15 protein-coding genes are annotated in these 14,137 nt (G+C 39.3%); 4 read left to right on the top strand and 11 right to left on the bottom strand.

Annotated elements, in window-relative coordinates; genetic code table 11:
• Window positions 1-6: 6 nt before the first annotated feature.
• Window positions 7-1,365 (top strand): sensor histidine kinase, encoded by a 1,359-nt coding sequence (locus LVY74_RS00075; protein WP_237813272.1) that lies wholly within the window; start codon window positions 7-9, stop codon window positions 1,363-1,365.
• On the opposite strand, the gene LVY74_RS00070 is transcribed toward LVY74_RS00075, so the two are convergent.
• The 10 genes from LVY74_RS00070 to rpiA form a co-directional block, all read right to left on the bottom strand.
• Window positions 1,342-2,034: a response regulator transcription factor gene (locus LVY74_RS00070; protein WP_237813271.1), complete on the bottom strand. Its 693-nt coding sequence runs from the start codon at window positions 2,032-2,034 to the stop codon at window positions 1,342-1,344. The two genes, LVY74_RS00075 and LVY74_RS00070, sit on opposite strands and share 24 nt — an antisense overlap.
• 3 nt (window positions 2,035-2,037) lie before the next feature.
• Window positions 2,038-2,547, bottom strand: coding sequence for a chalcone isomerase family protein (locus LVY74_RS00065; protein ID WP_237813270.1), 510 nt, complete (start codon window positions 2,545-2,547; stop codon window positions 2,038-2,040).
• Entirely contained in the window at window positions 2,517-3,092 is a 576-nt protein-coding gene (locus LVY74_RS00060) for a nuclear transport factor 2 family protein (protein WP_237813269.1), read from the bottom strand. Before LVY74_RS00060 ends, LVY74_RS00065 begins: the two co-directional genes overlap by 31 nt.
• 134 nt (window positions 3,093-3,226) lie before the next feature.
• A complete protein-coding gene (locus tag LVY74_RS00055; RefSeq protein ID WP_237813268.1) occupies window positions 3,227-3,586 on the bottom strand; it encodes a YnfA family protein in 360 nt (119 codons plus the stop codon).
• 3 nt (window positions 3,587-3,589) lie between these two features.
• Entirely contained in the window at window positions 3,590-5,860 is a 2,271-nt protein-coding gene (clpA, locus tag LVY74_RS00050; RefSeq protein ID WP_151777802.1) for an ATP-dependent Clp protease ATP-binding subunit ClpA, read from the bottom strand.
• Between the two features lie 12 nt (window positions 5,861-5,872).
• Window positions 5,873-6,280: an ATP-dependent Clp protease adapter ClpS gene (gene clpS / locus LVY74_RS00045; protein WP_375707864.1), complete on the bottom strand. Its 408-nt coding sequence runs from the start codon at window positions 6,278-6,280 to the stop codon at window positions 5,873-5,875.
• A gap of 26 nt (window positions 6,281-6,306) precedes the next feature.
• Window positions 6,307-7,062, bottom strand: a complete 756-nt coding sequence (locus LVY74_RS00040; protein WP_237813266.1) for a DUF6776 family protein — start codon at window positions 7,060-7,062, stop codon at window positions 6,307-6,309.
• Window positions 7,063-7,118: 56 nt separating this feature from the next.
• On the bottom strand, window positions 7,119-8,168 hold the full coding sequence (gene argC / locus LVY74_RS00035) for an N-acetyl-gamma-glutamyl-phosphate reductase (protein WP_237813265.1): 1,050 nt from the start codon (window positions 8,166-8,168) through the stop codon (window positions 7,119-7,121).
• Window positions 8,169-8,294: 126 nt separating this feature from the next.
• Entirely contained in the window at window positions 8,295-8,963 is a 669-nt protein-coding gene (locus tag LVY74_RS00030; RefSeq protein WP_237813264.1) for a M48 family metallopeptidase, read from the bottom strand.
• A 1-nt stretch (window position 8,964) separates the two neighbouring features.
• Window positions 8,965-9,651, bottom strand: a complete 687-nt coding sequence (gene rpiA / locus LVY74_RS00025; RefSeq protein ID WP_151710642.1) for a ribose-5-phosphate isomerase RpiA — start codon at window positions 9,649-9,651, stop codon at window positions 8,965-8,967.
• 110 nt (window positions 9,652-9,761) lie between these two features.
• Here rpiA and ilvA point away from each other — a divergent pair, with 110 nt between their 5' ends.
• Entirely contained in the window at window positions 9,762-11,306 is a 1,545-nt protein-coding gene (gene ilvA / locus LVY74_RS00020; protein ID WP_237813263.1) for a threonine ammonia-lyase, biosynthetic, read from the top strand.
• A 68-nt stretch (window positions 11,307-11,374) separates the two neighbouring features.
• On the opposite strand, the gene LVY74_RS00015 is transcribed toward ilvA, so the two are convergent.
• Window positions 11,375-11,863, bottom strand: coding sequence for a hypothetical protein (locus tag LVY74_RS00015; protein ID WP_237813262.1), 489 nt, complete (start codon window positions 11,861-11,863; stop codon window positions 11,375-11,377).
• Window positions 11,864-12,017: 154 nt separating this feature from the next.
• Here LVY74_RS00015 and LVY74_RS00010 point away from each other — a divergent pair, with 154 nt between their 5' ends.
• Both LVY74_RS00010 and LVY74_RS00005 read left to right on the top strand, forming a co-directional pair.
• Window positions 12,018-12,674: a potassium channel family protein gene (locus LVY74_RS00010; protein ID WP_151711054.1), complete on the top strand. Its 657-nt coding sequence runs from the start codon at window positions 12,018-12,020 to the stop codon at window positions 12,672-12,674.
• Window positions 12,671-14,011, top strand: a complete 1,341-nt coding sequence (locus LVY74_RS00005) for a TrkH family potassium uptake protein (RefSeq protein ID WP_237813261.1) — start codon at window positions 12,671-12,673, stop codon at window positions 14,009-14,011. Before LVY74_RS00010 ends, LVY74_RS00005 begins: the two co-directional genes overlap by 4 nt.
• The last annotated feature ends 126 nt before the right edge of the window (window positions 14,012-14,137 follow it).

Genomic DNA, 14,137 nt, shown 5'->3' with positions numbered 1-14,137 from the left:
ATCACTATGCAAAAACTGTTTTTTGCCAAAAAGCCTTATCCTGCCAATGAAATTTTTAATCGATATTATTGGTTTCAGATCGCCCTGATCGCCCTGTCAATTATGATTGGAATTGTATGCAGTGCATGGGTGATTAAAGGCTTTTTGCTTAAAGCAGCACTTGAACAGGAAATGTCACATTATTGGCAACGTATAGCCAAAGACCCTCATGCAGATTTACCAGATACTAAAAATCTGTATGGTTATCGTTGGGCAGATCCTCAGCCACCACCTCGCCATTTACAAGCTTTAAAGTTTGAATCTGGCGTACATCGAATGTTGATCGATGGTAAAAAACACATGACGGTTTATGATCAACGCTATGGTCAGCATGTCGTTTTGGTCTTTGGTGAAAGCAATGTCAATAAACTAATCTGGTTATTTGGACTTGCCCCACTCATGTTTAGCCTGTTTATTCTCTATAGTGTTTTATGGTGGTCACATCGACGAGCACAGCGTTATTTTTCCCCGATTACACGAATTGCCCAAGCCTTAGAAAAAATTGACTGGACAAATCATCAGCTTTCAGCTCAATCTCCATTTCAACATATTGAAACTCAAGGCAATATGGAAGCTGCTTACCTTAAATACGCCTTAGAACAATATCACCGTATTTTAAGTGAATTTATGCAACGAGAACGTGAATTTAGTCGGGATGTCAGCCATGAACTGCGTACACCGCTGACCATTTTTCAGGGGAATTTGCAACTGTGTATTGCAAAATATGGCGAAGATCGAGTGTTTACACGCCTAAAAAACACATTGGCTGATATGCAGCTACTGGTTGATACTTTACTGGCAATTTCTCGCAATCATGTTGCCCAATTAAACACAGAGCCTGCTTTCATTTCTGACATCTTACAGCAACTGATTGATGACCTAGACAGTACCAGTCAAGCTAAAGGTATTCAAATTCTCTTTACTGCAGACATACATGAGCCACAACGCGCACTCTATATCTCTATGAGTAAAATGGTTTTTGGTAATATTTTACGCAATGCTTTAAATTACTCACAAGGCACTGAAATTGAAATAATTTTACAAAAAAATATCGTCATTATTGCCGATAATGGCACAGGTGTTGAGCTTAATCATTCTGATGATATACAACAGGAATTATCACAATTTTCCCATTTACAGCAACATGCTAAAGGTCATGGAATTGGCTTGCAATTAGTCCAAAAATTATCTCATCAATTGGGTTGGCGAGTCGAACTATACGATCGCCAATATTATACTGAGCATCATCCACACTTAAACTTGCATGTACATACAGGATTAGTGGTCTTGGTCTATCTCAATTCAAATGAAGGGTTCAAACGCTAAGCGTAAGCCAACCCCTGATACTGTATGAATCAGCTTATCCTCAAAAGGCTTATCAATCAGTTTACGTAAATGGTAAATATGACTTCGTAAAGCATCGCTTTCAGGCTCTTCATCACCCCACAGTGTCATGATCATATCTTGTTTGGTGATCACATTCGGCGAATGACGCATTAAAATATGTAACAGCTTAAACTGGATTGGCGGTAATTCAATTTTTTTACCCGCACGCACCACTATCTTTTGCTGATGATCTAAAACCAAATCATGAATGTGTAGAACTTTTTGAGTCACTTCACCTAAAGCACGTTTTAACAAAGCCTGTACACGTGCAACCAGTTCCTGAAAATCAAAAGGTTTGACCAAATAATCATCTGTACCAGCCGCAAAGCCTTGCAGCTTATCATCGATTTGATCACGAGCAGTCAACATTAATACAGGAATTGCCAATGATTTTTCTTGCCTTAGCCACTGGCATAACATATAACCTGAACCATCGGGCAAATTAATATCAAGTAAAACCAAATGATAAGACTGTTGTTCTAACAAATGTTTTGCTGTCGCTAAATTCCTTGCATGATCAACCAAATAACCTTGTGTTTCCAAGAATTCGCATAAGGTCTGCGCCAACTCATAATGATCTTCAACGATTAAAATAAAATAATGATCCATATTCTAATATTTTCGATTGATTAATAATTGTTGTTTCAATTTAACACTAAATGGCGTAGCACCAAACCAAATCTGAAAATATTGATTGGCTTGTGGATGTCGAATTTCTGCCAAAAGTTGCTGATTCATAGATAAAGTCAAAGTTTGGCTAGCTTTGGTATAGGTTAAGTGATAACGATCTCCTGCTTTGATTGGAAGATAGTGCTGAGTAATTGAATTAAAAACAGCATAATTTGAATTTTTCCCCAAATTTTTACTTAAAAAATGAGTGGCTGCTCGCTTTAATGCCCACTCAGGAATAGCTCTTGAGTAGTCAAAATCGATACGAATACTCTGCTCAGACCAAACTTGAGCACAGTTCTCAGCAAAATAACTCGCTTGTCCCACAATCTGACGTGTCACTTCGATTGGGGCGGTACTGCATTTATGTAGAGTATTTGCCCAAATCATGGAGCTAACTCCCATAAAAACCATACCACAAATTAGTTGCTTTTTTTGAATGGTAATAGCCATGTATAGATACTCCCCATATAAGGTAAATGTCGGTATAAGCCATCGGCTGGATCCCAAAAATCTTGTTGGAATATAATTTGTTGTTGTTGATTTATTTTAATCTGGCTAATTCCATAAGATGCCATCGGTTTATTTTTTCCAAATATCTTAAAGTGATAAGCCATATACCAGTGGACATATGCAGAGTCTTTTTGATACGTCACACTGATTAATCTGACATCAACCTGACTGACACGTGCATTCATTCCTTGAAAATGCTTCATCAATTCGGGCTTAGATGAAAATTGAGACAAAGTATCGTTAATATATAAAGAATCTGCATATAACTTATCTGCTTTTCCTAAAAATGCAGCTGTGCCTAACTGATTAAAGGTTGCAACGAACTGTTGTGCGACTTGCTCAGCCTGCTGATCTGTGAGTGCAATTCCAATTTTTTCTGTATTGGCAGCGGTATAGTTTCTGGAATAACTTTCTGTACTTTTACATCCAAATAATGTCAATGATGCTAAAGCTGACAAGACAAAACATTTGAATAATTTTGCCATGACCATTCCCTCGTCTAGCAGATATTTATTCAATAACTTTATCGAATCTCATGTGAATGAATTGTGAATCTTTATTTTTGTTTTTATATTTTGATTTTGAAAGATTTTTTATTCTAAATATTACTTAGGCTATTTTAACGAATTAAACCTTGCGGTTGTAATATGATCATTCCTGCTCCAATTAACACAATAACACCCCCTAAAATATCCCACCGTGTTAATGCAACCTGATCAACGAAACGCAGCCATAACAGTGCGGTAAAAATATAAACGCCACCATACGCCGCATAAATCTTGCCCGATGCTGCTGGATGTAAAGTCAGCAACCACACAAAGACCATCAGACTGACTGCCGTTGGTATCCATAACCATGCTGTTTTCCCTTGATTTAAAATCAAATAAGGAAAATAACAGCCCAATAATTCAGCGATAGCAGTTAAAAAGAATAACCCAAATACACGAAGTATTTGGGTTATCGATAGGATTTCATTCATAGATTACGCAGGTTCAGCCGTTTGATCTTCAAAGACAGTCAATTGTAAGCCAATATCTTTACCATCTTCTTTTTTCACAGTAACAGCGACATTGCCACCATATTCAGCCAACTCACCAAACAGAATCATTTCTGCAAGCGGTTTTTTCAAATGTTCTTGAATCAAACGTTGCATTGGGCGAGCACCCATTAAGCGATCATAGCCATTGGCTGCTAACCAGTCACGGGCACTTTGATCAACCTCAAGTACCACTTTCTTATCATCAAGTTGAGCTTGTAATTCAGTTAAGAATTTATCAACAACTGAGTCAATCACCATAGTTGGCAAAGCTTTGAACTGAATCACACCATCTAAACGGTTACGGAATTCTGGTGAGAATGCACGTTTCATTGCTTCTTGATTATCATTACTATTATCTTGTTCTGTGAAGCCAATACTGCTGCGTGAAATACTTTCTGCACCAATATTAGTGGTTAGAACCAAGATCACATTACGAAAATCAGATTTACGTCCATTGTTATCGGTCAATGAGCCATGATCCATGATTTGTAATAACAAATTATACACGTCTGGATGTGCTTTCTCGATCTCATCGAGTAACAACACGCAATGCGGATTTTTATGAATCGCATCGGTGAGTAAACCACCTTGATCAAAACCGACATAACCAGGAGGTGCACCAATTAAGCGAGAAACAGCATGACGCTCCATATATTCCGACATATCAAAACGAACCAGCTCTACACCCAAAAGTTTCGCCAATTGTTTTGTGACTTCAGTTTTACCTACCCCTGTTGGGCCTGCAAAGACAAAGTTACCCACAGGTTTATCTGGAGATTTTAGACCAGCACGTGACAATTTAATCGCTGAAGCCAAAGCAGTAATTGCTTCATCTTGACCAAACACCACACGTTTCAAGTCACGTTCCAGATTTTCCAAGATGCTTTTATCATCTTTAGACACAGTTTTTGGTGGGATACGTGCAATTTTTGCCACAATATCTTCAATATTTTCAACAGTAATCAGAATATCATCTTTTGGTTTTAGACGGCGCTGTGCCCCAGCCTCGTCAATGACATCAATTGCTTTATCTGGCAAGAAGCGGTCATTAATAAATTTTGCAGATAATTCAACCGCTGAAACCAAAGCTTTATCATCATATTCAACATGATGAAACTCTTCAAACTTGCTTTTTAAACCACGCAAAATTTCAATAGTTTCACTAATGCTTGGTTCATTAACATCAACCTTTTGGAATCGACGAGACAAAGCATGGTCTTTTTCAAATACCTGACGGTATTCTTGGAAAGTTGTTGAGCCAATGCAACGTAAAGAACCATTCGCCAATGCAGGTTTAATCAAATTCGATGCATCCATAGTGCTGCCCATGCTTGAGCCTGCACCAATGATCATATGAATTTCATCAATAAATAGAATTGCATTCGGATTTTTCTTCAACGCAGCCAACAATTGTTTCAAACGTTTTTCGAAATCACCACGGTATTTTGTACCTGCAACCAATGCACCAATATCTAAACTATAAACTTCAGCTTTTGCCAATGGTTGTGGCGCTTTACCATTTACAATTAACCATGCCAAACCTTCAGCGATTGAGGTTTTACCAACGCCAGGGTCACCCACAAGCAATGGATTATTCTTACGGCGACGGCAAAGAATTTGTGCAGTGCGTTCGATTTCTTTTTCACGACCAATCAGTGGATCTGTTTTGCCTTTAGCCGCTTCAGCATTCAGATTTGTAGTGTATTGCTCTAATGGGCCATTGGCTGTATTGGCAGTTTCACCATCGAGATCATCAGATTCTTCTTCAACCTGAATTTCCTCTTTACGTGCGCCATGTGAAAGATATTGGGTTAGCGTTAAACGGTTAATTTGATGGCGTTTTAATAAGTAAACAGCAAAAGTATCTCGCTCAGAGTACATGGCAACCAATACATCTGCGCCTTCTACCGTACGATCACCACCACTCGACTGAACATGGAAAATTGCACGCTGTAAAATACGGTCAAAGCTTTCGGTCGGATGTGGAGCTTGCTCACTATTTTCACCAAGTTTTGGTGTGTGTTGCTCAACGTATTCTTCTAACTCTTTACGTAGCGTAACAACATCTGCACCACAAGCTTTTAAAGCATTGACCGCAGAATCATTATCAAGCAAAGCAAGGAGTAAATGTTCAACTGTCAAAAACTCATGTCTCTTTTGTCGAGCCATGCTGACAGCTAAACGCAATGATACTTCTAATTGGCGACTGAGCATGTGACCCCCTTATTATGATTTTGGCTCAATCTGGCAAAGTAATGGATGACCTTGGGACCGAGCGTAGTTATTGACCTGATTTGCTTTTGTCTCAGCAATATCTCGAGGGTAAACGCCTGCAACACCTTTCCCCTCATAATGTACAGTTAGCATTACTTGAGTAGCTTGGTCAAGATTCATTGCAAAGAATTCTTGTAAAATTTCAATAACAAAGTCCATTGGGGTGTAATCGTCATTCAACAACACCACAGCGTACAAAGGTGGACGCTTTAATTCAGGTGGTGCAGTTTTCACAGCAAGATCAGAATCTGGATGATCATCTTCTGTTGAATCATGCATGATTGGGGTTAAATGCCAATCTACATAGCCTGATTGCTGAAAAGCTGCTCTTACATCATTTAAACAAATTTTTCGTTTCATTCTGATTACAACATCTAATGTCATGATTATTGGGTGCGTGCTTCTGCTTGCGGAACTTCAGAAACAAAAGCTGGTGAATTTTGAACTTCTTCACCACGTAGCCAACTAAAACGTCGAACTTCAGGAACTGATCCATTGACATGAATTTCAATATATTGTGGTACAAAGCCTTTTGGCATAGTCCAACGACCCGTTAGACGCTCAAAGTCTATGAAATTAAAATTACTATCTTCCATTGGCACAGCCAAGACTTCTGAACCACGAATTAAACGAATCTCAATAGATCCTACTGCATGGCTGTTATTTGGACTCACCTGCGCCAAATCAAGCTGATATTCATAGGCATTTTCAGGGAGAGGTTTAACACTTAAGTTTTGTACAGTTAGACTTAAACCACCACGCTGACGTAATACTTCACGATAAATCTGACTTTGCGATTGTGCAATCGATAAATCATCCTTAGTTTGATTCAGGACTGTCGTTAGGTCATTGGTATTGCTCACTGCAATATCACGCTCCTGAACAGCCATGTTATAGCTTTTATTCAAACCTGCTAAGGTATCTTTCTGCTTTTGTACAACTTCAATCAACTCTTGGGCATCCGCATCATAACCTACAACGGATAGACCTTGTCGGTGCCCTACAGAATATCCGAGTATTGTTCCACCACACAGCAGCACAATTCCAGCCAATATCAAGAATTTATTGGTTTGTAAAAAAGAGGGTTTTGGCTCAGCGTATGAGTCTAGAGGATTATTCGATTCTGTAGTTTGATCTGTCATCACGAATGCTCAATTTTGCTGTGCCATCACCATGATGGCACATCTTACTTAAAACGTTATGGTAATAAACCAATCCCTGCCAAGCCTTCATCTTCTGAAAAACCAAACATGATATTCATGTTTTGCACTGCTTGACCTGCAGCACCTTTCACCAAGTTATCTTGGGCAGAAAGTACAATCAGTTTATTTGGGCTTGGTTTGTGTAGCGCAATGCGCAATTGATTTGCGCCACGTACACTTCGTGTTTCTGGAGAGCTTCCTGCGGGCATGACATCGACAAAGGCTTCATTGGCATAGAACTGCTCATATAATGCCTGTAAGTCAGTTGCTGCACCTGCTTCTGTCAAATCGACATAAATGGTACTTAACATGCCACGAATCATTGGAACAAGATGCGGAACAAAAATAATCTGTTCAAATACACCTTTTTGACCTGAAATATTTTCAAGCGCTTCCACAATTTCTGGATGGTGACGATGCCCTGTAACACCATAAGCTTTAAAGTTATCTGCATTTTCTGAGTAGATCATGCCAAGGCTTGCTTTACGACCTGCACCAGATACACCTGATTTTGCATCAATAATAATACTTTCAGGTTTAATTAGATCTTGTGCTGCTTTCAGGACTGGTGCTAGACCAAGTTGAACTGTGGTTGGATAACAACCCGGATTACCAATGACGTTGGCATTTTTGATTTGCTCACGGTTTAATTCAGATAAACCATAAACAGAATCTTTTAATAATTCTGGGCAGGCATGCTGCATACCATACCATTTTTCAAATTGTTCTAAATTCTGCAAACGGAAATCAGCAGCCAAATCAATAACTTTAGTGTTGGCTTCGATCAATGCTTGTGCATGCTGCATCGCTACGCCATGAGGTGTAGCAAAGAACACCACATCACATTGTTTAAGGACATCTAAATCTAAATCGGAAAATTCTAAATCGGTATGTCCGCGTAAACTTGGGAACATATCGGCAACACGCTTACCTGCTTCAGTTCGTGATGTAAGCACTCGCACTTGTACTTGTGCATGTTTCAGTAGAAGACGAAGTAATTCAACGCCTGTATAACCTGTGCCACCTACAATACCCACTGAAATCACGTTGTATTACCTCATGTTGTCTTTTAAAAAAAATAAGTTGAGCTAGTATGACAGGAAGATGAGGTTTTCTAAACCTATTTCATAATCAACTGCATAGATTTTTCATATATCAAATTTTATTTAAGATTAAACCAGCCACCAATTTGCCCACTGCACCATTTTTAATTGTTGGCGATGTTGCTGAAAATCAGCATCATGTCGCGCCACTTCCTGCCAGAATTCTGCACTATGATTAAAATAACGGGTATGTGCAAGCTCATGCACACAAACATAACGGATTATTTCTTTAGGTAATAAAACCAATCCAGCATTTAACATAATTTTCTGTTGTGTACTGCAACTTCCCCAACGCGATTTGGCAAAGCGTACCTGACAGGACTGATAAGACAAACCCGTCTGTTGGCTAATTTCTTGTAAAAGATCAGGTAAAACCTGTTTGGCATATGCAATCACAAAGCTTTTCAAGGCTTGTTCTGGTGCCTGCTGATTCACAAAAACAATGGCTTGTTCTGCTTTAAAGCTAAAACCAGCTCGTTGCTCTCGCTGCACAATCTGGACTTGAGGATAGTATAATAGTGATATGTTTTCAGGAAAATGAACGGGGCTTTGTTGTTGGACTTTTTGCCAAGTCTCTTGTAACCACGATTCTGAGTCTTTTAGGAATTGTTGAATCTGCTTCGCTCGACAACGCTGTGGAACAGTTAAACGAATTTCATGGGTATAGACACGCAAGCGCAACTGAGTTGCCCTTGCATGACGTACAATTTTAATTTCAGGTAAGTTAACCTGCGACATGTTAAACAGCGAAACGTTCTTCAATGCCATTGTTGGTTGCAACAATCGCAATATCTGCCTTGTTTAAAGCAAAGATACCATTGGTCACCACACCCGGAATGTTATTGATGGTTTTTTCAAGATCCAACGCATCCAAGATATTTAAGTTATAAACATCTAAAATCACATTGCCATTGTCCGTCATGACCGCATGTTCGTCTTCATTCATACGAAATACTGGATCACCACCCAAAGAAACCAATTTACGGGCAACGGCTGAACGTGCCATTGGAATCACTTCAACTGGAAGCGGGAACTCACGACCCAATTGTTCAACCCATTTTGAGTCATCCACGATACAAACAAATTTACGGGCAATCGATGCCACAATTTTTTCACGAGTCAGTGCTGCACCACCACCTTTAATCATGTGTAAGTGACGGTCAATTTCATCTGCACCATCGACATAAGCATCGAGGCTACCCACTTGGTTCATGTCGATCACTTCAATACCAAGTTTAGTTAAACGTTCCGCAGTTGCTGTTGAGCTTGCTACTGCGGCTTCAAGTTGTAATTCTGGTAATAAATCAATTAAGAAGTTGACGGTACTGCCTGTACCAACACCTAAAATGCCGCCTCTTGGCAAATGTTTCAACGCTGCTTCTGCTGCGGCTTGTTTTTTCGCATCTTGGGTTGCATATAGACTCATAATGGTTTTAACTCAATATCTCAAATGATGAAAGATTTAGCGTAATTTAACCGCCCAAAAGACAAGCGGTTTGTTACAATGCTAGCCTATTTTAAACTGTTAAATGGAATATGAACATGTTGTTTCGCTTGGTAAGACAAATTTTACAAGCAACAGTCTATGACGTTGCAATTGAATCTCCTCTCGAAGCAGCACCACGAATTAGTCAAAAACTTAACAATAACATTCGTCTGAAGCGTGAAGATTTACAACCTGTTTTTTCTTTCAAGCTGCGTGGTGCTTATAACCGGATCAGCCAACTCCCTAAAGAACAATTAGAACGTGGTGTGATTACAGCCTCTGCGGGTAATCACGCACAGGGCGTGGCATTGTCTGGCGCGAAACTGAATATTCCAGCCATTATTGTAATGCCACAAACCACGCCAGATATTAAAGTTCAAGCCGTAAAACGTCTTGGTGGACAAGTTGTGCTACACGGCGATGCTTTTGATGCTGCCAACAAATACGCACAGCAACGCGCACAAGAAGAAGGTCTTACATTTATTCCACCGTATGACGATGAAATGGTGATCGCTGGTCAAGGCACAATTGCCAACGAAATTCACCGCCAATGGCGCGAAGTCGATTACATCTTTGTCGCTGTCGGTGGTGGTGGTCTGATTTCAGGAATTGCCGCTTACTTTGGTGAAGTTGCACCGCATGTCAAAGTTGTTGGCGTTGAATATGATGAATCTGCATGTTTAAAAGCCGCTCTAGCAGCCAATGAACGTGTTGTTCTACCTCATGTGGGTTTATTTGCTGACGGTACAGCAGTTGCACAAATTGGCGCATTACCATTTGATATTTTGCGCATGGACAAGTCCGATGGTTCGGGTAAAGTCATTGAACCTGAAATCATCACCGTGAATACGGACGAAATCTGCGCAGCGATCAAAGACACTTATGATGAAACGCGCAGTATTGTTGAACCATCGGGGGCAATGGCACTCGCTGCAATCAAGAAATTCGTTGCTGAAACCCATATTCAAGGCAAAAACATGGTGTCTATCGTGTGTGGCGCCAACATGAACTTTGATCGTTTACGCTATATTGCCGAACGTACAGAGCTAGGTGAACACCGCGAAGCTATTTATGCTGTCACTATTCCAGAAGAAAAAGGTTCATTCCTTAACTTCTGCCGTGCCTTACAAGGTCGTAATATTACCGAATTCAACTACCGTTGTAATGATGAGCATTCTGCACAAGTCTTTGTCGGTATTAGCTTAAAAGGTGGTCAGGCTGAGCGTAAGGAAATCTTTGAGTCACTCAAAGCCAGTTACGATGTGGACGATTTGTCTGATGATGAAGTTGCAAAACTACACATTCGTTATTTAATCGGTGGTCATGCCAATATCGACAATGAACGTTTATTCCGTGTTGAATTCCCTGAACGTCCAGGTGCATTGCTAACCTTCCTTGAACGCTTAGGTCCAACACACAACATCACATTATTCCATTATCGTAACCACGGTGCCGCTGAAGGACGTGTTTTGGTTGGCTTACAAGCAACTGATGCCGATGAAAAACCAGATGTGTTGATTGAAACTTTAGAGAAAATTACGTATCCGTATGAAGAAATTAGCCAAAACTTGGGCTATAAACGCTTCTTAAAATAAGAGCGTACTTCATAAAAAACCGATGTTTTTACATCGGTTTTTTTTATTTTCAGATCATGTAATCAGGCTTAGTGTTCAACCAAGAATAGATTGTCTTTGGCAAAAATAGAATTAAAGGACTGAATGAGTTTTTGGATTTTTTCATCATGGTTAGGTACAACCATCCAATAAGGATTTTCACGTACCACCACCAATAATTTTAATCCGAGTGGATCTGCAACCGCTTTAATATTGTCAAATAAAGTGTCAAACGCCGTATCATAAAAATCAATTGCCTGATCACATTCATCTTCCTGATCTTCGTCGGGTAAAGCGGCTTCAATATCATGATCAATCTTTTCTTGTAAGGCTGAAATATCGACCTGATGCTGCTGGAATAATTGGCAATCTTCCAAACCATTATCAGAATATTGTTTTAATTCGACATATTGTAAATTTGATCCTTGTTGATTGAGCCAATCACACAGCGTTTCAAAGTCATCTTTCTGTTCAGGTAAATGCGCCGTTTCTAATGGGCGAAAACTCTGTTTTAATGTTGAATATAGTTGGTTAATCATGTTTGCTCTTCTTATTGGATAACATCTGAGGTTATATTAAAAGAATTTTCTGATTGTTGAAAAATTTTTTTATTACATTCCATCACTTTTTGTTTAAACCAAGAATAATTAAGATATTTTTATACTGTTGTGCCACTTGATATATAGGAACATTATGGCAATTTTTACTGTTATTGGTTTGGGTAGTTTTGGTGAAACTGTTGCAACCGAATTAACCCGACTCAATCATGATGTGATCGGCATTGATACTGTTCAGCGCAATATTGAAAATGTTGCTGATCGTATCACACATGCTGTGATTGCCGATGCAACCGACGAGAAAGTGCTTGAAGAATTAAATGTTCAGAAATGTGAAGCCGCGATTGTAGCGATTGGTGAGGATATCGAAGCCAGTATTTTATGTGTACTGAATTTAAAAAATTTAGGGGTTAGCAAAATTTGGGTAAAGGCTAAAACCAAATCCCATCATATGATCTTGTCTCATTTAGGCATTGATAAGATTATTCACCCTGAACAAGATATGGGTATCCGTATTGCACATACACTCAGTTACCCAATTGTTAGCCGTTATATGGCTTTAGATCATGATCGTTTTATTGTCAAAATTGTGATTCCAGCACAGTTACAAGGCGCACATTTAGCTGATTTAATGCGCATTTCCAGTATGGTACGTGTTCTCATGCTCAAGCGTGGCACAACAGTTTTTTATGAAACAAATGCACATTTCACCACCTTACAGCAAGGTGATTTACTGATTTTAGAGGGTTTACAAAGCGACTTACAGCGCTTATCCGAGAGCTTTAGTCCATGATTTATCTCAAATCTGCACCCAAAAAAACACTCAATATCAGTCCACCTAAACTTTTGGCTCTCGGCTTTCTCAGTTGTATTTGCATAGGTACACTCTTACTCAAACTACCTATGGCACATTATGCTGATTTATCTTGGATGGATGCTTTATTTACTGCAACATCTGCCGTGACCATTACGGGACTATCGGTGATTAATATCGGTGAATCACTCACTCCATTTGGACAAGTGGTTTTACTGACCTTAATTCAAATCGGTGGATTAGGATTTACCACCTTCGCTGTATTGGCTGCCATGAGCCTGTCACCCAATTTGGGTTTACGCCAACAACTCATGGCGCAAGATACACTTGGACAAACCAGTTTAAATAAAGCTGTTTTAATTGCAAAGAATGTCTTTTTATATACAGTATTTTTTCAGGCAATTGGGATACTGATCTTAACACTACTTTGGCTCCCCGAATTTCCCCTGAGTACCGCCCTGCACTATGCTATTTTTTATAGTATTTCTTCATTTAATAATGCAGGCTTTGCGCTTTCCCCACATGGATTGGTCGATTTTTATCAAGATTATTGGATTTGTTTTTGCATTAGCTGTTTATATAGTATCGGCGGATTAGGTTTCTTGGTGTTAATGGACTTAAAGCGAACCTTACGTTGGAAGAAACTCAGCGCCAACAGTAAATTGGTTTTAATGACAATTGCTGCACTCAATATCATTTCATTTGTTTTGATTTGGATATTAGAAGCCAATAACCCGCTAACGTTAGGAAATATGTCTCTGACCGATCAAGCTGTGAATGCTTGGGTACATGCAACCGTTCCTCGTTCGTCAGGATTTAATACTGTTGATTTAGGACAAATGGGCAATGCGGCAACACTACTGACAATGTTACTCATGTTCATTGGTGGTGGGTCTTTAAGTACCGCTGGTGGGATTAAAGTTGGGACGTTTATTGTTTTAGCCTGTAGTGTGGTGGCATTTTTAAGACGTAGTGATGAAATTCGGATTTTTAGACATTCCATCTCACATGAAACTGCATTTAAAGCGTTGGCTGTTACCTTAATTACATGCATGCTGATTTTTCTTGGTCTGTTTATAATGCTGATTTTAGAACCAAATAAAAATTTTCTCGACTTACTGTTTGAAGTCATGTCAGCCGCATGTACAGTTGGACTTTCTCGTGGCGTAACCAGTGAACTCAGTCCATCGGGGTTATCTCTTTTATGTATTCTGATGTATGCAGGACGTTTAGGCCCTCTGACATTGGCTTATTTAATTGCAACACCAAAGAAAAGCCGTTTAAAGCATCCAACGACAGATATTCAAATTGGTTAGTATGCCTTATAGCTCTAAATTGCTTAGGCTATTTTAGCGTCATGAATAAAAAACCATGCCTTGCATTAATGCCAGTCAGTTAAGCAAAAAAATGCAAATTGCTGTAAAAATGAGTGTATGCAAATA

Source organism: Acinetobacter sp. ME22 (genome assembly GCF_022012315.1).
Classification (GTDB): Bacteria; Pseudomonadota; Gammaproteobacteria; order Pseudomonadales; family Moraxellaceae; genus Acinetobacter; species Acinetobacter brisouii_A.
Note: the sequence above shows the minus strand (reverse complement) of the source record. Positions and strands in the feature narration are given on the sequence as shown.

What these genes read in the sequence shown, in the direction of transcription:
- LVY74_RS00075 (WP_237813272.1), top strand. Translation starts at nt 7, where the DNA reads ATGCAAAAACTGTTTTTTGCCAAAAAGCCTTATCCTGCCAATGAAATT.
- LVY74_RS00070 (WP_237813271.1), bottom strand. Translation starts at nt 2,034, where the DNA reads ATGGATCATTATTTTATTTTAATCGTTGAAGATCATTATGAGTTGGCG.
- LVY74_RS00065 (WP_237813270.1), bottom strand. Translation starts at nt 2,547, where the DNA reads ATGGCTATTACCATTCAAAAAAAGCAACTAATTTGTGGTATGGTTTTT.
- LVY74_RS00060 (WP_237813269.1), bottom strand. Translation starts at nt 3,092, where the DNA reads ATGGCAAAATTATTCAAATGTTTTGTCTTGTCAGCTTTAGCATCATTG.
- LVY74_RS00055 (WP_237813268.1), bottom strand. Translation starts at nt 3,586, where the DNA reads ATGAATGAAATCCTATCGATAACCCAAATACTTCGTGTATTTGGGTTA.
- clpA (WP_151777802.1), bottom strand. Translation starts at nt 5,860, where the DNA reads ATGCTCAGTCGCCAATTAGAAGTATCATTGCGTTTAGCTGTCAGCATG.
- clpS (WP_375707864.1), bottom strand. Translation starts at nt 6,280, where the DNA reads ATGAAACGAAAAATTTGTTTAAATGATGTAAGAGCAGCTTTTCAGCAA.
- LVY74_RS00040 (WP_237813266.1), bottom strand. Translation starts at nt 7,062, where the DNA reads ATGACAGATCAAACTACAGAATCGAATAATCCTCTAGACTCATACGCT.
- LVY74_RS00030 (WP_237813264.1), bottom strand. Translation starts at nt 8,963, where the DNA reads ATGTCGCAGGTTAACTTACCTGAAATTAAAATTGTACGTCATGCAAGG.
- rpiA (WP_151710642.1), bottom strand. Translation starts at nt 9,651, where the DNA reads ATGAGTCTATATGCAACCCAAGATGCGAAAAAACAAGCCGCAGCAGAA.
- ilvA (WP_237813263.1), top strand. Translation starts at nt 9,762, where the DNA reads ATGAACATGTTGTTTCGCTTGGTAAGACAAATTTTACAAGCAACAGTC.
- LVY74_RS00015 (WP_237813262.1), bottom strand. Translation starts at nt 11,863, where the DNA reads ATGATTAACCAACTATATTCAACATTAAAACAGAGTTTTCGCCCATTA.
- LVY74_RS00010 (WP_151711054.1), top strand. Translation starts at nt 12,018, where the DNA reads ATGGCAATTTTTACTGTTATTGGTTTGGGTAGTTTTGGTGAAACTGTT.
- LVY74_RS00005 (WP_237813261.1), top strand. Translation starts at nt 12,671, where the DNA reads ATGATTTATCTCAAATCTGCACCCAAAAAAACACTCAATATCAGTCCA.